The following is a 24,679-nucleotide window of genomic DNA, read 5'->3' on the forward strand; positions in this document are numbered from 1 at the left end:
CGCGAGCCTCCGGGTTGGCTTTTATCTACGCGCGAATTAACGATCCCGGCGGCTCGGCGGTGATCGTGACAGCTTGATGCCGTCCCGCCTCCAATTACGCCGACAAATAATGGCCGTTGACCGAAAATTCCGGCTCAGAAAATTGGCGTGATTTCAACGGAAAGCACCAAAATCTGCCGCCAGCGCCCACGCTATTTGTTGAAGTTTCTACATCATATATTGACATCTCAACAACATTTGACAGATAATGGTCTGCAATCGATTGAATCGAGCATGCTCGCCAGGGAGGCGGGCGCAATTGTCCGAAAGAGGGGATGTTATGAACGAGCGAGTCTCAGCCAAAACGCGCGGATTGCGCGATTCTCTGCTGATCACGGCAGCAATCTGTGCGGTGGCGGCAAGCGTGCCGGCGATGGCGCAGGACGCGCCCCAGGCCGATGAGGCCGACGCCGAAAGCATCGTGGTTACCGGCACGCGCCTAAGCGCCACCGGCTTTACCGCGCCGACGCCGGTCACGGTGATGGATGCGGACCGGATCGCAAAGATCGCGTCGCCCACCGTCGGTGAGGCGCTGGCCCAGCTGCCGTCCTTCCGGCCGTCCAGCACGCCGAACACGCAGAACATCTTCCCGGCCAATGCCGGCGCCCGCATCTCGGATCTGCGCGGTCTCGGTGCCTCGCGCACGCTGGTGCTGCTCGATGGCCGGCGCTTCACGCCCAGCACCTCGACCGGCAGCATCGACCTCAACATGATGCCGACCCTGCTGATCCGCAGCACGGAAATCGTCACCGGCGGCGCGTCGGCTGCTTATGGTTCGGACGCTGTCTCGGGCGTGATCAACCTGCGTCTCGACACGCGTCTCGATGGGCTCAAGGCGACGGCCGGCTACGGCGTGACCGATCGCGGCGATGGCGACCAGTATTTCTGGCAGATCGGCGCGGGCAAGCGCTTCGCCGATGATCGCGGTCGCTTCATCTTCGGCGCCGAGTATAACAAGGACGAAGGCACCGGTGGCTGCTACACCCGCGATTTCTGCGGCAATGAAGTGGGCGACCTGACCAACGTGCCGGGCCTCGGCGGTCGTCCCGCTCACAACATCATCACCGGCATGCGCACCGCGACACTGACCCCGGGCGGCCTTATCACCGCGACCATCAACGGCGCAGGCACGTCCACGCCGGCGCGCGGCGGCGTGCTGGACGGCATTCAGTTCGGCCCCAATGGCTCGCCCACGCAGTTCGTCTACGGCCAGAACGCCAGCGGTCTCTTCCAGCAGGGCGGCTCGGGCGAAGGCCTCAACGCCTTCTTCGACGATCCGCTCCTCTCCATCCCGGTGACGCGCTACAACACCTTCGCGCATCTGGAATATGAGTTCTCGCCAGCCTTCACCGCGTTCCTCGAAGGCAGCTACGGCCATGTCGATGGCTTCACGCGGGGCCCGGAAATTCGTGCGGCTTCCAACATTGCCGTCGACAATCCCTTCCTGCCCGCCTCCATCCGTACCACGATGCAGAACAACGGCATCGCCGCGATCAGCGTTGGTAAGCTCGGCGTCGACTTCGGCCGCATGGACAGCACGTCGATCCGCGACACCTATCGCATCGTCGGCGGCGCACAGGGCGATCTGGGCGGCGGCTGGTCATGGGATGCCCATGCGCAATATGGTGAGACGGCTTACAAGCAGAACACCATCAACAATCGCATCAATGCGCGCTACGCCAATGCCGTCGACGCGGTGGCCGGCCCCAATGGCCCGATCTGCCGGATCAATGCGGACAGCAATCCCAACAATAACGATCCGTCGTGCGTCGCGCTCAACATCCTGGGTCAGGGCCAATATTCGCAGGCCGCGAAGAACTACGCCTTCGGCACCACCTGGCAGGACAACAAGTACACCCAGCTTGCTGGCGCTGTGAACATCAACGGCACGCCGTTTGAGACCTGGGCCGGCCCGGTCGCCTTCGCGGTCGGTGTGGAAGGGCGTCGCAACACGCTCGACATCAGGGTCGATCCGATTTCGGCCGCCAACGGCTTCTACGTGTTCAACCAGACGCCGTCGGCCGGTAACACCAGCGTTGTCGAAGGCTATGTCGAGCTGGGCGTGCCCCTGCTGCGCGAGAGCGCTGTCGGGTCGCTGGACCTGAACGGCGCGATCCGCCAGGCCCATTACAAGAACGAAGGCGCCGCAGGCAGCAACACGTTCAACGCCACCACGTGGAAGGTCGGCGCGACCTACAAGCCGGTCAACTGGGCGATGCTGCGGACGACCTACTCGCGCGACTTCCGTGCGCCCAACACGTCCGAGCTGTTCACGACGCCCGTCAGCGGGGTCGGCGTGTTCTATGATACGGTCAAGGGCGCCGAGAAGTTCATGAACGTGCTCACCGGCGGCAATGTCCGGCTGCGTCCGGAAACGGCCAACACGTTCACCGCTGGCTTTACCCTGCAGCCGCAGGGCGCATTGCAGGGCCTGCGCTTCTCTGCCGACTACTATAACATCCGCATCAACGATGCGATTGCCACGCTGTCGGCGCAGGTCATCCTCAACACCTGCAACACGACGGGTGCTGCCGATGTCTGCTCGCTGGTCCAGCGCGACGCCAACAACTTCGTGGACACGATTTCGGTTCTCTTCCTGAACCTCAATCGTCAGCAGCTGCGCGGCGTCGACTTCGAGGCAGGCTACAACCTGCCGTTCGGCGGTGAGCGTTCGGTCGATTTCCGGCTGCTCGCCACCCACACGATCGACTTCACCAACAGCGCCCTGCCGGGCATCGATCGCGCCGGGGACAACAGCGCGTCCGGTATCCCGTCCTGGATCCTTGATGGCATGGTGAGCCTCGATATGGGTCGCCTGGGTGTGAACCTGCAGGGCCGCTATCTCTCGAGCGGTAAATATGATGCGACGCTGATCGGCCCGGAAGATGCCGGTTACAGCATCACCCTGCCCAACAGCATCAACACCAACCGCGTGCCGTCGCGCTTCTACACGAACGTCGGCGTGACGTTCGACCTGATGAGCGAAGGCAGCAAGAAGGTTGAGCTGTTCGCCAACGTCTACAACCTGTTCGACGTGATGCCGCCGCCCTACTGGAACGGCAACAACAACGCCGTCTACTACGACAATGTCGGGCGCCGTTACCGCATGGGCGCACGGGTCGTCTTCTGATCAAATCCTGAAAGCCCCGACCTCGGCCGGGGCTTTCGCTTTTTAAGGAGAGGGCGCAATGCGCGAGGATGCTTTTCCGGCCAAAGGCATCAGCCGCCGGGCTTTTTCGATAAGCTGTGCGGCGGGGCTGGGCGGACTGCTTGCCCGTCCCGCGCTGGCCGCAGCGGCACCGATCGCAACGACCACGCACGGGCAGGTCCGCGGGCGGTGCGAATATGGCGTCAATGTATTCCGCGGCATTCCCTATGGCGCCTCGACGGCGGGCCGGAACCGATTTGCCGCCCCGCAGCCGCCTGCGGCGTGGAGCGGCGTGCGCGATGCGCTCGACTATGGCCTGCGCAGCCCGCAACTGCCCGATGGGCCGGACGGGCCGGGCTTCTCCTCATGGCGCGAGCCGAAGGCCTCGGGCGAGGATTGCCTCGCGCTCAATGTCTGGACCCCGGGCCTTGCCGACGGGAAGAAGCGCCCGGTGATGGTGTGGCTGCACGGCGGCGGCCTGGCGGTGGGCTCGGGCGCGACGCCGGTCACCGACGGGCGCAATCTGGCGGCGCGGCAGGATGTCGTCGTCGTCGCCGTCAATCACCGGCTCAACCTGTTCGGCTATCTCTATTTCGGCGATCTCACCCGCGATCGCAGCGTCGCCGCCAATCCGGGGCAGCTCGATATGGTCGCCGCCCTGCAGTGGGTGCGCGACAATATCGCCGCGTTCGGTGGCGATCCGCAGAATGTGACGATCTTCGGCCACTCCGGCGGCGGCCTCAAGGTCGCGGGGCTGATGGCGATGCCGGCGGCCAAGGGGCTGTTCCATCGCGCGATCCTGCAGAGCGGCTTTGGCACTACCACTGTCGCGCGCGACGAGGCGGAGCGCATCACTGCCTCCCTGTGCAAGGCCGTGGGCGTGCGGGCCGGGGACGTGGAGGCATTACGCGCCATCCCCATCGAGCGCCTGCTGGCCGGCCTGCAGGAGATCACCGGCGGCAATCCGGTGCGCGGGCCGGGGCTGGTCGCCGATGGCACCGTCGTGGCGCGGACACCGTTTGCGCCCGATCTTCCGGCGGTCTCGCCCGACATTCCGGTGATGGTCGGCCATACCAGTGCGGAGACGACCGTGCTGTTCCCGCCGCCCGGCGCCTTCGATCTCGACTGGACAAATCTGCCGGCGGCGCTGGAAGGCCGCGTGGCATCGCCTGCGCCGCTGATCGAAGGGTTCCGCAAGCTGCACCCCAAGGCCACGGCGAGCGACATCTTCTTCGCCATCACGACCGAGGCCGGCATGGGCCGCAATGCCCGCATCGTCGCGGAAACCCGCGCGGCGGGCGCGACGAAGCCGGCCTATGCCTATCTCGTCAACTGGCAGTCCCCGGCGCAGGGCGGGCGGATGCGCAGCCCCCACGGCATCGAGGTGCCGATGGTGTTCGATATGGTAACGGAAAGCTATGGCAGCGTCGGCGAGCGCATGGCCAATGCCAAGCATCTGGCCGACGGCATGAGCCGCTATTGGGCCAATTTCGCGCGAACCGGCGATCCGAATGGCGATTGCCTGCCGCTCTGGCCGGCTTATGGACAGGACCAGCGGATGACGATGATTTTCGACACTGAGTATGCCGCCAGCGCCGATCCGCTCGGTGCCGAGCAGACGCTGATTGCCCGCTATGCCTGAGGCCTTCCCGGTCCGGGCTGTGACGTCCGCTCGCCCTGCCACGCAGGCCGTGCTGGCTATCCTGCTGCTTGTGCTGTCAGCCCTTGTCGCCGCGCCGCACGCTATGGCCGCGCCGAAGAGCGAGGCCACGCCGTTCACGCTCCCGGCTCGCCCGGCCAGTGCGCCGCAAATGCCCTGCGGTGACCTCGTCAAGCCGGTCTCCCAGCAAGCGGAGGACATCGTCTATCGCGTGCGTTCGGCGACGGTGGAAGGCGCCAGCGCGGCGACACCGGGCGTCTGCCTCGTCAAGGCTTATACGGCGCCGCAGACCGAGTTTGAGCTCCGACTGCCGATGGCCGGCTATGCCGGGCGGTTCCTGCAAGGGGGCTGCGGGGGCATGTGCGGAGTCATCGGCCGCGAGGTGACGCCGCTCTGCAGCAACGCCCATATCGCCGATGGCAGCTTTGCCGTCGCCTTCAACAATGGCGGCCATCACAGTGCCGGCATCGGCGATGGCACATGGGCGGTCGGCGCGCCGGAATTGCGGGAGCAGTTCGCGCACAAGGCGGCCCATGCCGTTGCCGTTGCCTCCAAGGCGATCGTTGCGCAATTTTACGGCGCGCCGCCGGCTTACAGCTATTTCGTCGGCTGCTCGGGCGGCGGGCGGGAAGCCTTGATGGAGGTCCAGCGCTATCCGGATGACTTCGATGGCGTCGTGGCCGGCTCGTCGGTCGCCATGCCGGCGGCGATGCAGCTCTTCCTGTGGGAAGCGCAGCAGGGGCTTTATCCCGATGGGCGCGAGATTTTCACGCCGCAGGCTGTCGACCTGCTGCACGCCGCCGTCATCAAGGCCTGCGACGGGCTGGATGGCATCACCGATGGCCAGATCGACGATCCGCGCCGCTGCCGATACGACCCGGCAAAGCTCGCCTGCCGTCCGGGCGCGTCGGGGCAGGCCAATTGCCTCAATGCCGGTCAGGTTGCCGCTGCCCGCGCTTATTATCGCGGCCCGACCGATGTCGGCGGTCAGGCGCTCTTCCCCGGCGGCGCGCCTTATGGCGCCGAACTGGGCTGGGTTGGCCGCGGCGCGCCGACGCAGACGGGCAAGTTCGCGGCACAATCCTTCCTGCAATATCTGCTGCTGCAAGGCGAACTCCCGGCCGACTTCACCTGGCGCGACTGGACCTTCTCCCGCGAAAGCCTGCAGCGGCTGCTCAAGGGGGGCGAACTCTACGATGCCGGCAACCCGGACCTCTCGGCCTTCCGCGACGCGGGCGGCAAGCTGCTGATGTGGCAGGGCGTTGCGGACAATGCCGCCGGCGCTTATGGTATGCTCGACTATTATCAGGCCGTGCGCGACCATGCCGGTGGCCTGGACGCGGCCCGCGCCTTCGCCCGCATGTTCCTCGTGCCCGGCGGTTATCACTGCGCGGGCGGCTATATCCCCTATGATCAGGATTTCCTGGGCGCGGTGGTGCTGTGGGTGGAAGAAGGCAAGGCGCCGGACACCGTGGTGGCCAGCGCGCGCCTTGACGATGGGGTGGTACGCCATCGGCCGCTTTATGCCTATCCCATGCTCACCCGTTACCGGGGCGGCGATGTGAATGCCGCGACGTCTTTCGAGCCGGTCGCGCCGAAGACGGAGCCGCAAGACGGCTTCGACTGGCCCGGCTCCCACGCCAAGACGCGCCCGTTGACCGGGCGTTGATCCGCGCGCGGCGGGCCAGGAGGGTGGATGGAATCACAACGCGTGATACCGCCGCGATCTGATAAGCTGCCGGCCTGCGCGAGGAGACGCTGGTCACGGTTGTCATGAGCGTCTCCCGCCCCGACGAACGTCTGCTGCTGATTGGCGATGCACTGCTGTGCCCATGCAGTGAGCGCAAACGAGCCGCAGCTCTGGCGCAGATCGGGGAGGCAGCCGCGCTGGATTGATCCGGCAGCGGTTTGCCCGTTCCTTATCCGCCGAGCCTCGCCGCTGTGTCTCCTGCGGCGAACTCCTCTGTCTCGCCTTCCACATTGAAGCGCAGACGATAGCCGATGCCAAGCTCGTTGCCGATGATCCGGGGACGCTGGGGATCGGCTTCCAGCTTCTGGCGCAGCGTGCGGACGAGCACGCGCAGATACTCCACATGATGCGCCTTTTCGTGCGGCCAGGCATGGGCCATGATCTGCTGATGCGTGATCACGCGGCCGGGGAATTTGGCGAGCTGGGCGAGCACGGTATATTCCTTGGGCGTCAGGTGCACTTCTTTCCCCGCCTTCAGCACGATCCTGTTGAGAAGGTCGATTTCCACGTCGCCCGCCCGCACCATGGACACGCCGCCCTCCTTGGCCATGCGATTGCGCAGCGCCACGCGCACGCGCGCCAGCAGCTCGTCGGTATCGAACGGCTTGGTCAGATAATCGTCGGCACCCAGATCGAGCGCGGCGACCTTCTGGTCCGTCGCGTCGCGGGCTGACACGATAATCAGCGTCGTGTCCGACTGCTGTTTGAACAGCGGCACCAGTTCGAGGCCGTCGCGGTCGGGCAGTCCCAGATCGAGGAGGCTGATGTCCGGCCGCTCCTCTTTCAGCTTCTCCATCGCTTCACGCGCATTCTCCGCTTCGACGATGGCGTAATCGGCGCGGGCCAGCGCGGTGTGGATCAGCTTGCGGATATGCGGCTCGTCATCGACGATCAGCACCTTGTGACGGACGTTCATAGCAGATCCTCGTGGGGGACGTCGGAGATGATCAGCGCCTGCGGGATCATGATCGTGAAGGCGGCGCCGCGCGGCTCGGCATTGTTGGCGGCGGACACCGTCAGGCCCATGGCCTCGGCAAAGCCTTTCACGATGGCAAGGCCAAGGCCGGTGCCATGCTTGGCCCGGTCGGAGCCTTCCAGCCGCGTAAAGGTATCGAACACCCGCGCTTCTGCACCCGCCGGAATGCCCGGCCCTTCATCGACCACCGACAGGGCGATCGCATCGGGCAGGCGCTGGCCGCGCACGATCACGGGCGTTCTGGGATGAGCATAGCGGCCGGCATTATCCAGCAGGTTGATGAGGCAGTGGTGAAGCAGCGTCGGGTCGACACGAACCAGCGGAATGTCGGGCGCGATCTCCACCTCGACCGCATGGCCCTGCAGGGACTGGCGCGTATCATGCACGGCGCCGGCGACAGCATCAAAGAGGTCGGTCGGCTCGACCTTGAGCGGCAGGGCGCCCGCTTCCACCCGCGCCATGTCCAGCAGGTTGGCGACGAAGCGGTTCAGCCGTTGCGCTTCGGCATCGACGGTATCGAGCAGATCGGAGGGATGCTGGCGTTTCAACTCGTGGACGGCGGAGAGGATGGTCGTCAGCGGCGTCCGCAAATCGTGGCTGACCGAGGAGAGCAGCGCCGAGCGCAGCCGGTCGCGTTCCCTGATCTGGTGCGCATCGAGCATTTCCTGCTCCAGCGCCATGCGATCGAAGGCGATGGAGGCCTGATCGAGCAGGCTCATCAGCAGCGGAACCTGATCGGACCGCAGCGGCGGCCCGGCGTCTTCGCGGGCCAGACCTAGCACGCCGAGCACGCCGCGCTTGGTCCGCAGCGGATGGAACAGCCAGTCCGACGCGGTGAGCGTGGAGGATCCGCGCCCGGCCGGCTGCTCATTGTCCATCGCCCATTGCGCGGCGGCCTTCTCGATCTGTTCGAGCCGATCCTCCGGTGGCACCGCTGCGCGCAGTTGCGGCCCATCGCGTGACGGGAGCAGCAGGACGGTGCGCAGCTGGAGCAGGCGGCCGACTTCCGCGCAGATGGCGTGCATCAGCTCCTCCTGGCTCGCCGAGGCGGTGAGCTGGCGCGAGAACCCTGCGAGCGCCGCGTTCTGGCGCGCGCTGGACTGGGCAAGATCGGCCTGGGCGCGGACGCGCGCGGCGAACTGGCTGGTCACGATCGCCACACCCAGCAGAACAAGGATGCTGACGACATTCTCAGGATTATTGACCGTCAGCGTGCCGGTCGGCGGCAGGAAGAAGAAATTATAGGCGAGGCTCGAAAGCAGGCCGGAGACCAGCCCCGCCCGCAGGCCATAGCTGGCGGCGGCGAACATGACGGGCACGAGGTACATGAGCGCGATATTGCTGAGGTCGATCGCCTCGATGAGCAGCCTGCCGAGCGCCGTCATCGCGGCGATCATCACCGCCGACCAGAGATAGTGGGACGGTTTACCCCATCCCTGACGAAAACGCTGGCGCACCGCCTGCGGGCCGGGCGTGACGGCATCGCCGGGCAGGACATGCACCGCGACATCCCCGATCTCGCGCACCAGCTTGTCGACAACGGAGCCATGGCGCAGCTCGAACCACCAGGGGCGCGCCGATTTGCCGATCACGATCTGGGTCGCGCGGGCGTCGGCCACATAATCTTTCAGCCCCTCGACGACGGACGTCGCAGGGATCGTCGCAGTCGTGGCGCCGAGGCGGGATGCGAGCGCCATGGTGTCGGCCAGTTGCTCCCGCTCTTTGGGGGTAAAGGAGAGGCTGCGCTGCGTCTCGATATGGACGGCGGACCAGGGCGCCTTGAGCGCATCGGCGAGCCGCTTGGCCGCGCGGACGAGGCCCTGCGCGCTGGTGACTTCACTGATCGCGACCAGAACGCGTTCGCCCGCCGCGAAGCTGCCGGCCAGGGCATGGGCGCGCACATAATCGAGCATCTGGGCATCGACGGCCTGTGCGGCGCGGCGCAGTGCCATCTCGCGCAGGGCTGCGAGGTTGGACTTCGAGAAGAAATGGTTGAGCGCGCGGCTCGCTTCCTGCGGAATATAGACCTTGCCCTCTTTCAGGCGCTCGATCAGCTCGTCCGGCGGAATATCGACCACCTCGATCTCGGCCATTTCGAGGATGGAATCGGGCACGGTCTCGCGCACATGGACGCGGGTGAAGGAGGCGACGACGTCGTTGAGGCTCTCGACATGCTGGATATTGACGGTGGAATAGACGTCGATGCCCGCATCCAGCAGCTCCTCGACATCCTGATAGCGTTTGGGATGCCTACTGCCCGGCGCATTGCTGTGCGCCAGCTCATCCACCAGCACGAGCTGGGGGCGGCGCGCGAGGATGGCGTCGATGTCCATCTCGCCGAGCCGGTGCCCCTTATGCTCGACGGCGCGGCGGGGGATTACCTCATGCCCGATCAGCAGCGCCTCGGTCTCCTTGCGGCCATGGGTCTCGACGACGCCGACCACGACGTCGATGCCGGCCGTGAGCCGCTGCATACCGTCGGTCAGCATCTCGTAGGTTTTGCCCACGCCCGGAGCAGCCCCGAGGAAGATCTTGAGACGGCCGCGACCCTCCTGCGTCGCCTGACGCAGAAATGCTTCCGGATCGCGGCGGTCTGGATCGCTCATGACGGCGTGGTAGCGCCGTTTCCGTCCAGACGTCGATTGATTTCCAGCACATTGACGCGCGGCTCACCCAGAACACCGAGCAGCGGTTGTTCGATGCTCTGGTCAACGAGGGACCGGACCCTGGCTGCGTCCCAGCCGCGCGCACGGGCAATCCGGTCCACCTGATAGTAGGCCGCCTGCGGGGTGATGTGCGGATCGAGGCCTGAGCCGGATGCCGTGACCAGATCGGCCGGCACCGCCTTGCCGGCATTGGTCCGTTCCAGCGTGGCTATGTCCGCCTGCACACGGTCGATGAGCGCGCGGCTGGTCGGGCCGAGGTTCGAGCCGGAGGATGCCATGCCATCATAGCCGTTGCCCGCCGCCGAGGGGCGGGGGTGGAAATAGCGATCCGCCGTGAACGCCTGCCCGATCAGGCGCGAGCCGACCGGCTTGCCCTTCTGTTCTACCAGGCTGCCATTGGCCTGTGACGGAAAGATTAGCTGGCCGATGCCGGTGAGCGCGAGTGGATAGGCGAGCCCCAGCAGGAGGGCGAAGAGCGCTGTCATGACCAAAGCCGGTCTGAGCGCGGTGAGAATGTCCTTGTTCATGCGTCTGTTCCTCAGGCCAGGCCAAGGCCGTTGACGGCCAGGTCGATGAGCTTGATGCCGGCGAAGGGCGCGATCAGGCCGCCCAGGCCGTAGATAGCGAGATTGCGCGCCAGCAGCGGCCCCGCGCCGATCGGCTTGTAGGTCACGCCCTTGAGCGCGAGGGGCACCAGAAACGGGATGATGAGGGCGTTGAAGATGATCGCTGACAGGATGGCGCTCTGCGGCGTCGCGAGGCCCATGACGTTGAGCACGCCCAGCCCCGGATAAAGCACGACGAACATGGCCGGGATGATCGCGAAATATTTGGCGACATCATTGGCGACGGAGAAAGTGGTGAGCGCACCCCGGGTCATCAGCAGCTGCTTGCCGAGGCCGACGATCTCGATCAGCTTGGTGGGATCGCTGTCGAGATCGACCATGTTGCCTGCCTCGCGCGCCGCCTGCGTGCCGGTGTTCATGGCGACGCCGACATCGGCCTGCGCCAGCGCGGGCGCGTCGTTGGTGCCGTCACCGCACATGGCGACGAGCCGGCCGCCTTGCTGCTCCTTGCGGATCAGCGCCAGCTTGTCCTCCGGTGTCGCCTGAGCCAGGAAATCGTCGACCCCGGCCTCGGCGGCGATCGATGCGGCGGTCAGCGGATTGTCGCCGGTGATCATCACCGTGCGGATGCCCATATTGCGCAGTTCGCCGAAACGCTCGCGGATGCCCGCCTTCACGACATCCTTGAGGAAGATCGCCCCCAGAAGCTGGCCATCCTTGGCGACCGCCAGCGGCGTGCCGCCGGCCCGGGCAATCTCGTCGGTGATGCGCCGCAGTTCCGCCGCCGCGGGGCTTTTGTCCGGGCCTGCCATGGCATTCAGGACCGCATCGACAGCGCCCTTGATGACCGTGGTGTCGCCCGTGACCACGCCGGAAATCCGGGTTTGCGCGGTGAAGGGGATCACCTGCGCATCGGCCGGCAGGGCTCGGGCTGCCTCACCGAATTTCTCGCGCGCGAGCGCCACGATCGAGCGGCCTTCCGGCGTCTCATCGGCCAGACTGGCCAGCAGGGCGGCTTCGGCCAACTGGGCCGGCGTCGCCCCGCCGACTGGCCGGAATGCCGTCGCCTGCCTGTCACCGACCGTGATCGTGCCGGTCTTGTCGAGCAGCAACACATCGATGTCGCCCGCAGCCTCCACCGCACGGCCGGACTTGGCCAGCACATTGAAGCGCACAAGGCGGTCCATGCCGGCGATGCCGATCGCCGAGAGCAAAGCGGCGATGGTCGTCGGAATGAGCGTGATGAGAAGGGCCGCAAGGATCGACACCGGAATGGCGCCGCCGGCATAGCTGGCGAAACCGGGAATGGTGCCGACCGCGATCAGGAAGATGATGGTGAGGCCGACCAGCAGCAGCGTCAGCGCGATTTCGTTCGGCGTCTTCTGCCGTTCGGCGCCTTCCACCAGCGCGATCATGCGATCGAGAAATCCCTGGCCGGGATTGACGGTGACGCGCACTTGGATCTCGTCCGAGATGACGCGGGTGCCCGCCGTCACCGCCGACCGGTCGCCGCCCGCCTCCCGGATGACCGGGGCGGACTCGCCGGTGATCGCGGCCTCGTTGACCGAGGCGACGCCCGCGACGACCTCGCCATCCGATGGGATGAGACCGCCGGTCCCGACCAGCACGGTGTCGCCGACCCGCAATGCGCTGGCCGGCACGGTCTCGACCTCATGACCGTTCTTCAGGCGTTTGGCGGTGAGGTCCGCCTTGGTCGCCCGCAGGGACGCCGCCTGCGCCTTGCCGCGACCTTCGGCCAGCGCTTCGGCAAAGGTGCCGAACAGGACGGTCAGCCACAGCCAGATGACGAGCTGGAGCTTGAAGCTGGCGGCAAGGCCATCCTGACCGACGATGAGCAGCACCGTCAGGAGCACCGCCACTATGGCGGTCGTGAACATCACCGGATTACGGATGAGCTGGCGCGGGTTCAGTTTGCGGACCGAGTCCATGATCGCCGGGACGATCAGATCGGTCTTGAAGAGCGATGGGGACGCTTGGCGTGCCATGGAGGGGCTCCAATCAGAAAAGCTGGCCACGGATCATCGCGAGATGATCGGCGATGGGGCCAAGGGCGAGGCTGGGCAGGAAGGTGAGGCCGCCGACGATCAGCACGATTCCCACCAGCAGGCCGGTCCAAAGCGGCCCGGTGGTCGGAAAACTGCCTGCCGTCTCCGGCGTGTAGGTCTTCGCCGCCAGCCCGCCGGCAATCGCCAGCATGGGCACGATGACGAAAAAGCGGCCGACCCAGATGGCGACGCCCAGCATGCCGTTGTAGAAAGGCGTGTTGGCCGAGAGCCCGGCAAAGGCCGATCCATTGTTCGCAACCGCGCTGGTGAAGGCGTAGAGAATCTCGGAAAAGCCGTGGGGTCCCTTGTTGAGCGGGCCGGCCAGCCCGGCCGCGGTGACCGAGGCGATGGCGGTGAAGCCCAGGATCATGAGCGGCAGCACCGCGATGGCGAGAACGGCGAGCTTGACCTCGCGGGCCTCGATCTTCTTGCCGACATATTCCGGGGTTCGCCCGACCATCAGGCCTGCGACGAACACTGCGAGGATGGCGAACAGCAGGAAGCCATAGATGCCGGCGCCCACGCCGCCGACGACAACCTCACCCAATTGCATGTTGAAGAGCGGGATCAGGCCGCCAAGTGCGGTGAAGCTGTCATGCATCGCATTGACCGCGCCGCAGGAGGCCGCCGTGGTGACGACGGAAAAGAGCGCGGAGGCGGCGATGCCGAAGCGGACTTCCTTGCCCTCCATATTGCCGCCGGCGATGCCGAGGCTGTGCAGGATGGGGTTGCCCGTTGCCTCCTGCCAGTAGGTGATCGTCGTTCCGGCCAGGAAGAGCAGCATCATGGCGGCAAGGATCGCCCAGCCCTGGCGACTGTTCCCGACAGCCTTGCCGAAGGTGTAGGTGAGGCCCACCCCGATCACGAAGATCGAGAGCATCTGGACGAAGTTGACGAGCGCCGTCGGGTTCTCGAACGGATGCGCGGAGTTGGCGTTGAAAAAGCCGCCGCCATTGGTGCCGAGCATCTTGATCGCTTCCTGCGAGGCGACCGGCCCCAGCGCGAGTGTCTGCCTCGCACCTTCCAGCGTCGTTACATCGACTGACCCCGCCAGCGTCTGCGGCACGCCGCTCGCGATATAGAAGAGCGCGATGACGCAGCAGAGCGGCAGCAGCAGATAGAGCGTCACCCGCGTCACATCGGCCCAGAAATTGCCGATGCCCTTGGCTTCCCGCCGCGCGAACCCGCGGAACAGCGCAAAGGCCAGCGCGATCCCGGTCGCTGCCGACAGGAAGTTGTGGATCGTCAGGCCGAGCATCTGGCTAAGGGGCGACATCGTCGACTCACCGCCGTAATTTTGCCAGTTGGTGTTGGTCGCAAAGCTGATTGCCGTGTTGAAGGCGAGCGGCTGGCTCACCCCCGGATGGCCCAGCGGGTTGAGGGGCAGCACGCCCTGCAAGCGCAGGATCGCATAAGTGAAGACCAGCAGCGCCGTGTTGAACAGGAGCATGTGGACGGCATAGCGGCGCCAGCCCTGCTCTTCCTGCGGGTCGATGCCCGCCAGCCGGTAGAAGCCGCGCTCCAGTGGCCCGAGCAGGCCATGGAGCGGCGTCTGCCGCCCTTCATACAGCGCGAAGAGCCACAGGCCGACGGGTTTGGCCAGTGCCAGCAAGATGCCGACAAAGACGAGGATCATGATCCATCCCTGAACTGTCATGATGTCGCTCCCGGATCAGAAGCGTTCGGGGCGTGCGAGCACGGCCACCAGATAGAAGAGCAGGCCGACCGCGGTCGCAGCGGCCAGCCAATGGTCGATAGTCATGGTCGCCTCCCTCACGCCTTGTCGCACAGCGCCGCGTAACCGAGCGTTGTGGCCAGCAAGCCGAGGGTGAGCCCCAACCAGAGCATGTCCTGCATGATCATTCTCCTGCACGACGTCCGAGACCGCAGGAGATGCGGCGCCGAATCATGTGCCGCAGGTCAAATAAGGCAGAGCCGCATTTGAATTCGAGAGACAGGAAAGGCGATCCGCATAGTATTTGCATATGAATCGCGCAGGTCTGGGGCCCGCAGCGCGCTGGACTGGCCGACAGACCGCCCATCCCTGGAACGATCCGCGCGCTGAACACTTTGCATTGCAGTCTTCAGATATCCGTCCGAGGATAGAGGCTGGCATGGAAAGGCCCGTGGTTGAGCAGACGGTCTGAAGAGTCGGAATATCAGTTCGAGCCGCACGAGCGGCCGATGATGCCGGGGTCTCCGGCGACGCCCTACCATCCAGGCCGGCGCCGCTTGGGATATTTGCTGATCGGCGTGCTGCTCGGCCTCACGGGTGGCTTCATCAACGGCCTGCTGATGGCGAACCTGCCCCAGATCCAGGGTGCGCTCGGGCTGACCAGCGTGGAGGCCGGCTGGCTGACTGCTGCCTATACGATGACCAATGTCTGCATGAGCCTGCTGCTCATCAAGTTCCGCCAGCAATTCGGCATCCAGCGCTTTGTGCGGATCGTGCTGATCGGCTTTCTCGTGCTCAACACGCTGCAACTGTTCGTGCACAGCTATGGTCTGGAACTCTTCGTGCGCGCGGGCAGCGGCATCGTTGCCAGCGGCCTGTCCACGATGGCGCTGTTCTACATCATGCAATCGATGAAGGCAGAGGCGCGGCTGGGCGGGCTGGTACTGGGCGTCGGCGTCTCGCAGATCGCAACCCCGCTCGCCCGGGTGATCTCTCCGGCATTGCTCATCCATGGCGATGTGCAGAACCTGTACCTGTTCGAGTTCGGCCTCACATTGCTCTGCCTCGCCGGGGTATGGCTGCTGCGCCTGCCGCCAAGCGAGCGCATCGACGCCTTCGAGCCGCTGGATTTCCTGACCTTCGCTTTGTTCGCCCCCGGCATAGCCCTGCTCTCCGCCGTGCTTGTGCAGGGCCGCATCGTCTGGTGGTCGACGCAGTGGCTGGGCTATGCGCTGGCGGGCGCGATCCTGCTGATCGGCGCGGCGGTGATCGTCGAGCACAACCGCGCCAATCCACTGCTCAACACGCGCTGGATGGGCAGCGCGGCGATCATCCGGTTCGCCGTCATCGCCGCCAGCATGCGCGTGCTGCTCGGCGAGCAGAATGTCGGCGCCAGCGGTCTGCTGACCGTGCTCGGCATGGGGCAGGACCAGCTGATCGGTTTCTACACGGTGGTCACGCTGGCGACCATATTCGGGCTGGCGGTGAGCCTCAAAACGCTCAAGCCGACCGACCTGCTCAAACCCGTGATCATCTCCTGCGCGCTCATCGCCATCGCCGCGTTCTTCGACACCCAGTCCAGCAATCTCACGCGCCCGGCGCAGCTTTATGTGACCCAGGCGATGATTTCCTTCGCTGCGATCTACTTCATGGGGCCGACGCTCATGGCGGGCATCCTGCAGGCACTGGCCAAGGGGCCGAGCCATATCGTCAGCTTTTCGGCCGTGTTCGGCATTTCGCAGCAATTGGGCGGCATCGGCGGGGCAGCCCTGCTGGGCAGCTTCCAGATTGTCCGTGAGCGCTTCCATTCCGAAATGCTGGTCCAGTCGCTCGTGGGCACCGATCCGCAAGTGGCGCAGCGCATCCAGCAGCTCGGCGGCGCCTATGCGCGGACGCTGGGCGATCCGGCCTTGCGTCAGGCGGAGGGCAGCATCCTCCTCTCCCAGCAGGTCGCGCGGGAAGCCAATATTCTGGCGTTCAACGATGTGTTCATGCTGGTCGGTGCGCTGGCCACGCTCGCCTTTGTGTATCTCGGCGCGCGGTGGATTTATTATCGTCGCAAAGGCATTACCCCCCTGGCCGAAGAGCTTGCGGCCTTGGCGGCAATGAGGACCAGGGCCCAATCATGAGTGACACATCCGCCGAACATCCGCGCCCATCCAACCGGACCGACCGTCTGGAAGATCCGGTGGAAGTGCCCAATGACACCACCCCCGTGGCCAGCGCGCCGAAGCGCGGCTGGGCGCCCCCGCAAGCCGGCCGCAGGGTCACGCTGCTGGCCGTGCTGTTCATCGTCGTCGGCATTCTCATCGTACTTTACGCCTGGGGCCTGCCGCCTTTCTCCTCGGATGTTCAGACGACGGACAATGCCTATGTGCGCGGCCAGACGACAGTCATCGCGCCGCAGGTGAACGGCTATGTGGTGGAGGTGCAGGTTCAGGATTATGAGCAGGTCCGCAAGGGGCAGGTCCTCGCGCGGATCGACGACCGGATCTATCGCCAGAGAGTGGCGCAGGCGCAGGCCCAACTCGCCACGCAGCGCGCCAATCTCGCCAATAGCAGCCAGAGCGAGGCGTCCAGCCAGGCCCAGCTTGCTGGGCAAGCGGCCAGCGTTGCCAACGCCAGGGCGCAACTGGCCCGCGCGCAGGCCGATATGCGGCGTGTGAACGATCTCGTCAGCCAGGGGTCGGTCTCCCTGCGCGAGCGGGACCAGACTCTGGCGGCGCTGCGTCAGGCGGAAGCGGCCGTGCTGCAGGCGCAGGCGCAGCAGCAGGTGGCGAGCGAGCAGGTCCGCACGGTGACGGTGGGGCGCGGTGGCCTGCGCGCCAATGTCGATGCGGCGCAGGCGGCCCTGCGCCTCGCCGAGATCGATCTCGCCAACACGATCATTCGCGCCCCGCAGGATGGGCGGCTGGGCGAGGTGGGCGTGCGGCTGGGGCAATATGTCACGGCCGGCTCGCAGCTGACCTTCCTCGTGCCGCCCTTCGTCTGGGTGGCTGCGAACTTCAAGGAAGCGCAGACGGCCCATATGGCGCCGGGCCAGAGCGTGCGGCTGCGGGTCGATGCGCTCGATGGCGCCGTGATCCACGGCAGAGTCGAGCGGCTGGCGCCCGCCGCCGGCAACGAGTTTCAGGTGATCCGATCCGACAATGCCACCGGCAATTTCGTGAAGGTGCCGCAGCGCATCACGGTGCGGATTGCCCCGGATGCCAAAGACCCCCTCTATGCGCGGCTGAGGCCGGGCATGTCCGTCCAGGCCAGGGTCGATACGGCAGGTCACAGGTGATGCGGCCGGCCATCGCCTTGCTGGGCGTCGCCTGCCTGTCCGGCTGCATGGCGCCACCGACGCCGCTGCCCTCCTCGGCCACCGTGACGCCGCCTGCCGGCTGGCAAAACGCCGTGGTGGGGGACGGAGAGGTCGATGCCGGCTGGTGGCGGGCATTCAATGATCCCGCGCTGACGCAGCTGGTTGAGACCGCGATCGCCAACAATGTCGACATTGCTATCGCTGCCGCGCGGGTCCGCGAAGCGCGGGCGCAGGAGCGGCTGGCGCGCGCCCAGCTTTTCCCCACGCTGGATGCGACCGCCGCCGGCTCCCACGGCCGATCGCTCAACCCGTTTGGCCAGGCGACCGAGGGCACCAGCGCCCAGCCTGCGCTGCAGGTGGCTTATGAACTCGATCTGTTCGGCAGGATCGACGATCAGACGTCGGCAGCGAGATCGGCCTGGCTGGCCAGTCAGGCCGCGCGCGACGCGACGGCGCTTTCGGTCAGTGCGGCCACGGCATCGGGCTACATCACGCTGCTGGCCCTCGATGCGCGTCGCGACGTGGTCCGCCGGACGATCACGGCGCGGGCCGAAAGCCTCCGTATTGCCCGCTCCCGCGCCGAGGCCGGCTACACCTCCCAGCTGGAGCTGCGCCAGGCCGAGGCGGAATATCAGGCCGCAGCCATCATCCTCCCGCAGGTCGATCTGGCGATCCTGCGGCAGGAGAATGCCCTGCGCCTGTTGACCGGGGATGGGCCGGGCGTGATCCAGCGCGGCGGATCGCTCGACGCCCTCGTCGCGCCGCCCGTGCCCGATCAGGGGCTGCCGTCCGAACTGTTGCGCCGCCGTCCCGACATCGCGCAGGCCGAGTTCGCTCTGGCCGCATCGGATTCCACCCTGTCAGCCGCGCGCAAGCAGTTCCTGCCGAGCCTTCGCCTGTCTGCTGCGGCGGGCGCGATTTTCAGCAGCGCGTTGGCGAACCCGGTAACGATCTGGTCCGTCGGCGGCAGTGTGCTGGCGCCCTTGTTCGAGGGCGGGCGCTTGCGCGCCGGCGTGGAAACGGCCGCCGCCCGCCGCGATCAGGCCGCCTTTACCTATCGCAAGACGGCCCTGACCGCGTTCGGTGAGGTGGAGAATGCGCTGGGCAATGTCGCCAGCCTCCGCCAGCAGCGCGCGAGCGCCGAGGCGCAGAGGGCAGCCATTGCCGACGCATTGCGTCATGCGACCAATCGCTATCGTGCGGGCTACAGCAGCTATCTTGAAGAACTCGATGCACAGCGCGCCCTGCTCTCCGCCGACCTCGCGCTGGTGCAACTGCGCTCCGATCAGCTCAACGCCCTGGTCACTCTGTATCAGGTGCTGGGCGGCGGCTGGGAGAGCGACGCGCGTTGACCTGCATTAGCTTTGGGAGGCTGGCTCAGCCCCTACGCCCTTTGTCGGATAGGCTGCGGAAGGTGATCGACCAGCGCGGCTGGGTCATCGGCGCGATGCTGTGTTCCCAGTCGTGGCGGACCTCGCCGGACAGATGGTAGACCGACCGCGGGGCCAGTTCGAGCTTCGCGCGTTCGAAGCCGCCCGAATGGCGCCGGCGCAGCCGCAGCACCGCATCGCTGCCGAGCGAGATGCCCACGACATGCTCGAACACCGGCCGATCCCTGTGCCAGCCGATGCCGGCCCCCGCGTCATAGCGGGTCAGCAGCGACTGGACGAGATCGTCAGCAGCGAGCCCCGCGAAGCGGGCGGCGCGGGCTCTGAGCGGGAGCAGCCAGTCGGGTATGGGGTCGGTCGTCCCGAAGCTGCCGGTCTCGAAATCGTAGCGCCATCCAAAGGAGTGGGTGAGGCGCTTGCCGGTCCACTGCTGGAACCGGAAAGGCGCCAGGCCCAGTGCGTCGATCCGCTCGATCAGCGCGGCTTCCTCCCGGCCATCGATGATGTCGGCGCGTGCGTTCAGGCCGGGCACAAGGGGCGTATCGAACAGGTCGAGCATCGTCATGCAGGCGGCCTCACCGCAACTGGCTGTCCTTGCTGCCGCGTCGGTTGATGGCGGAAAACGACGGGCGCCTGTCGCGTGCCGACTGGCAGGCGACGCAGGTCCGCGCGCCAGGCAGCGCCTTTCTGCGCGCCTCGGGGATTTCCTCGCCGCATTCCTCGCACGCCAGGGTGCCGGGGCCCGATGGCATCCGGGCCCGGGCGGTTGCCAGAGCGTCTTTCACGCTGTCGTCGATTTGATCCTGAACGGCGCCGTCGGGCGCCCAGCCATTGGCCATGCTCGCCTGCTCCCGCATCTGTGTCTGCGATAAGTCCTATATGGGGTCGCTATCCCCGAATTTCATCAGGTCGACATGGGGGCATCGACGGACGTGTCCGCCTTGCGCCCGCAAAGATCGCGCAGCATCTTCGTGCGGCGCGCGACCTCCGGTCGTCGGAGCAGGGCGTCGACCGGGGCGGGCAGGCGGCGGCGCCAATTGGGGTGCTCGTCGAGCGTGCCGGGGAGGTTGGGCTGCTCCTCAAGGCCCAGCAGATCCTCGATCGAGATGATCTTCACCGGAGTCGGCGCCTGGGCGATGTGGGCGAGGGCTGCGTCGACCACGCTGTCGGTCGAGACGCTGGCAAGCGCCTCGGGTGCGCCGGCCAGCAGGTTCCACAGATGCTCACGCTCCTCCGCGCGCCGGTCATGGTCTGCGGGCGTCTCGGGCTGCAGGCTCTGCCGCCATTCCAGATCGCGCGCGCGCCACCAGCCGGCGACGGTGGGCGTGTCGTGGGTGCCGGTCATCGCGACGCTGTGCGGGCGATAGGCCGAGGCGGCGGCGAATTTGCCGTGGGCGTCCCGCTCGAACCACAGCACGCTCATGCCCAATATGCCCCGCGCGGCCATGACATCCATAAAGCTCTCGGGCGCCGTCCCAAGATCTTCGGCAATGATGAGCGCCCGACTGCGATGACTTTCGATGGCCAGGATCCGCAGCAAATCCTCGAACGGATAGTCGAGATAGACGCCCTCCGTGCTGGGCGCGCCCTCGGGGATGACCCACAAGCGGCGCAGTCCGAACGCATGATCGATGCGGAGGCCGCCGGCATGGCGCAGCGCCGTCCGGATCATTCGAATCCACGGGCGGAACCCCTGCGCGCGCAGGGCGTGCGGCGAATAGGTGGTAAGGCCCCAATTCTGCCCGTTGGGACCGAGCGGATCGGGCGGGGCGCCGATGGTCAGGCCGCGCAGAAAGCCATCCGGATCGCTCCAGACGTCGCTCCCGCCGGGATCGACCCCGACGGCGAGGTCGGCGATCAGGCCAATGCGCATCCGTGCGGCACGCGCCGAGGCCTGCACTTTGCCCAGCATCCGGTCGGTCCGGGTCTGCGCCAGAATGTGAACCGCAACCTCCTGCCAGTGGCTCCGGGCGAAATGGTCGACGGCCGGGCTTTGCGGGCTTTGAAACGCGGCCGGCCAGCGCTGCCAGGGGCGGCCGCGAAACTCGATGGTGAGCGCGTCGAATAGCGCGTGGCGGATCAGGGCGAGGTCGGATTGCGCGTCGTTCCAGATTGCACGCTGGGCCTCCTCGTCGAGCGCCGCGAAGGTGGCGCGCTGCTTGAGAAGCGCCGCATCCCTGGCTGCGGTCCAGTCGATCAGTTCATCATTGGCATGATCGGGCGGCGAAACAGGCGCATCGGCCAGCAGGGTGTTGAGATAGGTGCGGCTGGACGGCGCGTAGGGGCTGAAATGGCGGGCGGAACCCGGCACCAGCGCATGGACTGGGCTGATCGCCAGCAGATCGGCGCCTTCCTCTGCAAAGCCGAAGCCCGCCACGCGCAGGTCGTCGAAGGTGCCATACATCCTCTCGCTGCGCAGCGAGGGGATCTGGATCGCTGGCCCCCAAATGGCGGGATCTGCCAGCTCGCAGCACCGGGGCGGCGCCACCGCCAAGGTAAAGACATGGCCTGCGATGTCGACCCGATGATAGCCGATTGCGGTGAAGGCCGGCAGTTGCCCGGCGTGGATGGCGACACGCCCTGCGCTGCCATCCTCAGAGGTGACCTCTGCAAAGGCTTCAGCCGCCAGACGATCCGGCAGAGGGACGGGCTGGCCGGCATCCGCACTCAGAAAGTCCGGAGGTCGCGCCGCCTCTTCAGTCAGCTTGGCCCAAGCCTGCGCCCGCTGCGCATCCGTCTCGGCGGCATAGCCCAGTGCCTGCAGGACCGCTCGAAGCGTGTCCTGCGACACGCTATGCGCGAGGCCGTCGGCATCCTTCCAATGGATCGCGAGCCCTGCCGCGTGCGCCAGGGCTAGAATGTCATCGTCAGGCACAGCGCCCGGCCTCAGGGCGTTTTGGCTTTCTTCGCGCGGCCAGCTGCCGATGCCTTTTTGGCCGGCAGCGCCGTCGAAGCCGGGGAACTGGCGGCAGCCATCGTTTCGCTCTGCTCCTGCGGCAGGGATAGGTCAGCATCATCGGCAGGGGAGGCAGCCTGCTGTTGCTGCTGGCTCAGGACTTCCTGTTCTACCTGCTCCCAATGCTCGCGGTCACGCCCATGGGGGCGGCCTTCGGCTTCCCACAGCTCATAGGCCCGCTTGCTGATCGTCTGATACTGGTCATCGTCCATACTGGGTTCCTTGCGTTTCTTGGGGTCGATCATGCTGGCCTCGCGCCGCCGCATCGGGGCCGGCGATCAGGTCTGGCAGGGGAATGTCGATGGTGACCGCGCGGTTTTGCCATGTCCGGGTGACGCGCAGCCCTTCCGGCGTTCGCTCCAGCCGATAGCTGCCCATGGCGAACAGTTCCGCATCCTCCCGGCGGCGCGCGAGCAGGTCCTGTGTCAGCTTTAGCTTGCGGGCATCGCGCCCGGCTGGGCCGGAGGCGATCGTGTCCCAGTCCACGGCTCGGCGATTGTCCGGGTCGGTCAGGGCGATCGCGACGATTTCCGTGCCCTGATAGATGTCCGGCACCCCGGGCGCGGTGATCTGGAGGGCGGTCTGCGCCATTATGAGCGCTTCCCATGTCTGCAGGAACGCCTGTCGCTCGTCGGCCGACCACAGCGCGCCGTCTTCAAGCGAGGCCATCAGGGACAGCGCAAGCTCGGTCACGCCGTTTTCCATCTCAAGCGCCGGCGCCTCATAGCTGGATTCGAGCTTTGCCTCACGCATGGCCTTGGCCATGTGGTCCCCAATGCGTTGCGCGGCATCCGGCTGATCGAGCATCATCAGCGCGCATTGAATGGCATAGATGCCCCAGCGCGGCGGTAATGCCCGATCCTGTGCCCGTGCGAGTGCCTCCCCGTAGAGGCGCGCGCCCAGCTCCGGAAAGGCGGCCAAGGCGATGATCGCGGCCCTGGCATCGGCCGAGCGCTTGGTGTCATGGGTGGACAGGGCATTGAGCGCGCAGGGGGTCTCGGACGCACGCTCGTTCATGCGCGCCGCAAAGCGCTCAAGGTTCATCGGCTGGAGGTCCGGGGCGGCGCCCACCTCGCAAAACGGCAGATAGGCGATGGACCGATAGAAGACGGTATCCTCCTCGGACTTGGCGGTGAGCGCACCGGTCAGCTGCTCGAATCGGGCTGCAAAGGCGCGCGCCAGCGGATCGTCGGGGGCGGATAGCAGGCTGAACACCGGCCCCAGCATCCCGCTTGGGTGCGGATCGCCACGCGCGCCGGCCAGAGCCTGCGCGCAAAGGTCGCCCGGCGGCATCACGTCGCCGGCGTAGGAGCGATAGACCGGCCAGTGCATCGCAAGCTGCACGATGGCCGCGCGCACCTCCGGCGCTGCGACGGGCGATCCGGCCAGCGCCATGATGGCCGCATCGGTCACCCGATCCAACTCGGGCGTAAAGACGGTGTACAGCATCGTCCGGCGGACGCCGCGCACCTCAAGGGCATAGTCCGTCGGCACATGCGCGCGCGCTGCGGCCGCCAAGGCATCCAGACCTTCCGACGGGGTCAGCAATTGGGTCACGGGCGCCATGAACTCATAACCGCTCATGCCCTCGACCGGCCAGCCCGGCGCCAGCGGCTCGCCTTCCTTGACGATCTTCTCCACCCAGATGGGGATGAAGCCCAGCGCCTCGCGCAGCCGGCGGAGGTAGCTGAGCGGGCGGGCCAGCCCATCGATATGGTCGACGCGGACGCCCTGGACGCGCCCGGCCCGAACCTGCTCCACAATCCAGCGATGGGTGAACTCGAAGACCTCGGGGTCTTCCTGTCGCACCCCGATCAGATCGGTGACGTTGAAGAAGCGCCGGTGGACGATGTCGCCGCCATCCTCCTGCCAATGGCCGATCTGCCAATGCTGTTCATCGAGCAGCTGCGCCAGCAGGCCTTCGTCCAACGTCTCCCCGCCCGCCAGCCGCTCGGTCAGCGGTGTTGCGCGCAGGGGGTAATGCTTGTCGTAGACGCGCAGGGTCGGATCATTGCCGATGAGCGAGAAGGCCAGTTGTTCCGCGTCCAGAAGATCGGCCGGCGTCCCGTCCAGAACCGGGAACTGCAGCGGGCCACGGTCCCAGTCGATATCGAACAGGGGCGCAAAGCGGCTCTCCTGCCCATGCCGCATGATGTCGGCGATGAAGGGATTTTCCGGCGTGAACGCCATATGATTGGGCACGATGTCCAATATGATGCCGAGCCCGGCGGCGCGCGCCGCGTCGCTCAGCTCGCGAAAGGCCTCGTCACCGCCGAGCACCGGATCGACCCGATTGGGATCGGTCACGTCATAGCCATGGGTTGAGCCCGTCGCGGCGCTGAACAGCGGCGAGAGGTAGATATGGCTGATGCCCAGCGCCTGCAGCCAGGGAATGCGCGCGCGCACCGCCTCCAGATCGACGCCGTTCCGCAGCTGGATCCTGTACGTCGCGACGAGGCCGGGGGCGCTGGGATGGCGCATG

At 66.4% G+C, this 24,679-nt stretch carries 18 protein-coding genes; 7 read left to right on the forward strand and 11 right to left on the reverse strand.

All coding sequences use genetic code 11. From position 1 onward, the window contains the following. Positions 1-319 precede the first annotated feature (319 nt). The 4 genes from M2332_RS12270 to M2332_RS12285 all read left to right on the forward strand — a co-directional run bounded on the left by M2332_RS12270 (position 320) and on the right by M2332_RS12285 (position 6,743). Positions 320-3,169, forward strand: a complete 2,850-nt coding sequence (locus M2332_RS12270; RefSeq protein ID WP_264574255.1) for a TonB-dependent receptor domain-containing protein — start codon at positions 320-322, stop codon at positions 3,167-3,169. Between the two features lie 58 nt (positions 3,170-3,227). Continuing rightward, positions 3,228-4,829 (forward strand): carboxylesterase/lipase family protein, encoded by a 1,602-nt coding sequence (locus M2332_RS12275; RefSeq protein WP_264574256.1) that lies wholly within the window; start codon positions 3,228-3,230, stop codon positions 4,827-4,829. Beyond that, positions 4,822-6,516 carry a tannase/feruloyl esterase family alpha/beta hydrolase gene (locus M2332_RS12280; RefSeq protein WP_264574257.1) on the forward strand — a complete coding sequence of 565 codons (1,695 nt, stop codon included), beginning with the start codon at positions 4,822-4,824 and terminating at the stop codon, positions 6,514-6,516. The genes M2332_RS12275 and M2332_RS12280 overlap by 8 nt, the downstream gene beginning before the upstream one ends. A gap of 104 nt (positions 6,517-6,620) precedes the next feature. Beyond that, entirely contained in the window at positions 6,621-6,743 is a 123-nt protein-coding gene (locus M2332_RS12285; RefSeq protein WP_264571367.1) for a hypothetical protein, read from the forward strand. Positions 6,744-6,766: 23 nt separating this feature from the next. Here the strand turns inward: M2332_RS12285 and M2332_RS12290 are convergent, their stop codons facing one another. The 6 genes from M2332_RS12290 to M2332_RS12315 are packed head-to-tail and all read right to left on the reverse strand — an operon-like array spanning position 6,767 to position 14,633. Further along, positions 6,767-7,513: a response regulator gene (locus tag M2332_RS12290; RefSeq protein WP_264574258.1), complete on the reverse strand. Its 747-nt coding sequence runs from the start codon at positions 7,511-7,513 to the stop codon at positions 6,767-6,769. Then, positions 7,510-10,179 (reverse strand): sensor histidine kinase, encoded by a 2,670-nt coding sequence (locus M2332_RS12295; protein WP_264574259.1) that lies wholly within the window; start codon positions 10,177-10,179, stop codon positions 7,510-7,512. The genes M2332_RS12290 and M2332_RS12295 overlap by 4 nt, the downstream gene beginning before the upstream one ends. Next, the gene (gene kdpC, locus M2332_RS12300) at positions 10,176-10,766 is read right to left on the reverse strand and encodes a potassium-transporting ATPase subunit KdpC (RefSeq protein ID WP_264574260.1); all 591 of its coding nucleotides are present in this window, start codon (positions 10,764-10,766) and stop codon (positions 10,176-10,178) included. The genes M2332_RS12295 and kdpC overlap by 4 nt, the downstream gene beginning before the upstream one ends. Positions 10,767-10,777: 11 nt before the next feature. Next, a complete protein-coding gene (gene kdpB / locus M2332_RS12305; RefSeq protein ID WP_264574261.1) occupies positions 10,778-12,811 on the reverse strand; it encodes a potassium-transporting ATPase subunit KdpB in 2,034 nt (677 codons plus the stop codon). A 13-nt stretch (positions 12,812-12,824) separates the two neighbouring features. Beyond that, positions 12,825-14,528, reverse strand: a complete 1,704-nt coding sequence (gene kdpA / locus M2332_RS12310; protein ID WP_264574262.1) for a potassium-transporting ATPase subunit KdpA — start codon at positions 14,526-14,528, stop codon at positions 12,825-12,827. A 15-nt stretch (positions 14,529-14,543) separates the two neighbouring features. Next, a complete protein-coding gene (locus tag M2332_RS12315) occupies positions 14,544-14,633 on the reverse strand; it encodes a potassium-transporting ATPase subunit F (protein WP_181560703.1) in 90 nt (29 codons plus the stop codon). A gap of 368 nt (positions 14,634-15,001) precedes the next feature. Here M2332_RS12315 and M2332_RS12320 point away from each other — a divergent pair, with 368 nt between their 5' ends. Genes M2332_RS12320 through M2332_RS12330 form a run of 3 tightly spaced genes read left to right on the forward strand, consistent with a single transcriptional unit; the run spans position 15,002 to position 19,205 of the window. Further along, entirely contained in the window at positions 15,002-16,675 is a 1,674-nt protein-coding gene (locus M2332_RS12320; protein WP_264574263.1) for an MFS transporter, read from the forward strand. Further along, entirely contained in the window at positions 16,672-17,832 is a 1,161-nt protein-coding gene (locus tag M2332_RS12325; protein ID WP_264574264.1) for an HlyD family secretion protein, read from the forward strand. Before M2332_RS12320 ends, M2332_RS12325 begins: the two co-directional genes overlap by 4 nt. Beyond that, positions 17,832-19,205, forward strand: coding sequence for an efflux transporter outer membrane subunit (locus M2332_RS12330; RefSeq protein ID WP_264574265.1), 1,374 nt, complete (start codon positions 17,832-17,834; stop codon positions 19,203-19,205). Before M2332_RS12325 ends, M2332_RS12330 begins: the two co-directional genes overlap by 1 nt. A 25-nt stretch (positions 19,206-19,230) precedes the next feature. Here M2332_RS12330 and M2332_RS12335 read toward each other — a convergent pair whose 3' ends face one another. The 5 genes from M2332_RS12335 to treY form a co-directional block, all read right to left on the reverse strand. Beyond that, on the reverse strand, positions 19,231-19,800 hold the full coding sequence (locus tag M2332_RS12335) for an alpha-ketoglutarate-dependent dioxygenase AlkB (RefSeq protein WP_181561528.1): 570 nt from the start codon (positions 19,798-19,800) through the stop codon (positions 19,231-19,233). A gap of 16 nt (positions 19,801-19,816) precedes the next feature. Beyond that, entirely contained in the window at positions 19,817-20,080 is a 264-nt protein-coding gene (locus M2332_RS12340) for a DksA/TraR family C4-type zinc finger protein (protein ID WP_264571358.1), read from the reverse strand. A gap of 65 nt (positions 20,081-20,145) precedes the next feature. Beyond that, a complete protein-coding gene (gene malQ / locus M2332_RS12345; RefSeq protein WP_264574266.1) occupies positions 20,146-22,116 on the reverse strand; it encodes a 4-alpha-glucanotransferase in 1,971 nt (656 codons plus the stop codon). Positions 22,117-22,127: 11 nt separating this feature from the next. Next, positions 22,128-22,442, reverse strand: a complete 315-nt coding sequence (locus M2332_RS12350; RefSeq protein ID WP_264574267.1) for a DUF2934 domain-containing protein — start codon at positions 22,440-22,442, stop codon at positions 22,128-22,130. Next, on the reverse strand, positions 22,399-24,678 hold the full coding sequence (gene treY / locus M2332_RS12355) for a malto-oligosyltrehalose synthase (protein ID WP_264574268.1): 2,280 nt from the start codon (positions 24,676-24,678) through the stop codon (positions 22,399-22,401). The genes M2332_RS12350 and treY overlap by 44 nt, the downstream gene beginning before the upstream one ends. Position 24,679: the final 1 nt, after the last annotated feature.

Source organism: Sphingobium sp. B11D3A, assembly GCF_025961695.1.
GTDB lineage: Bacteria > Pseudomonadota > Alphaproteobacteria > Sphingomonadales > Sphingomonadaceae > Sphingobium.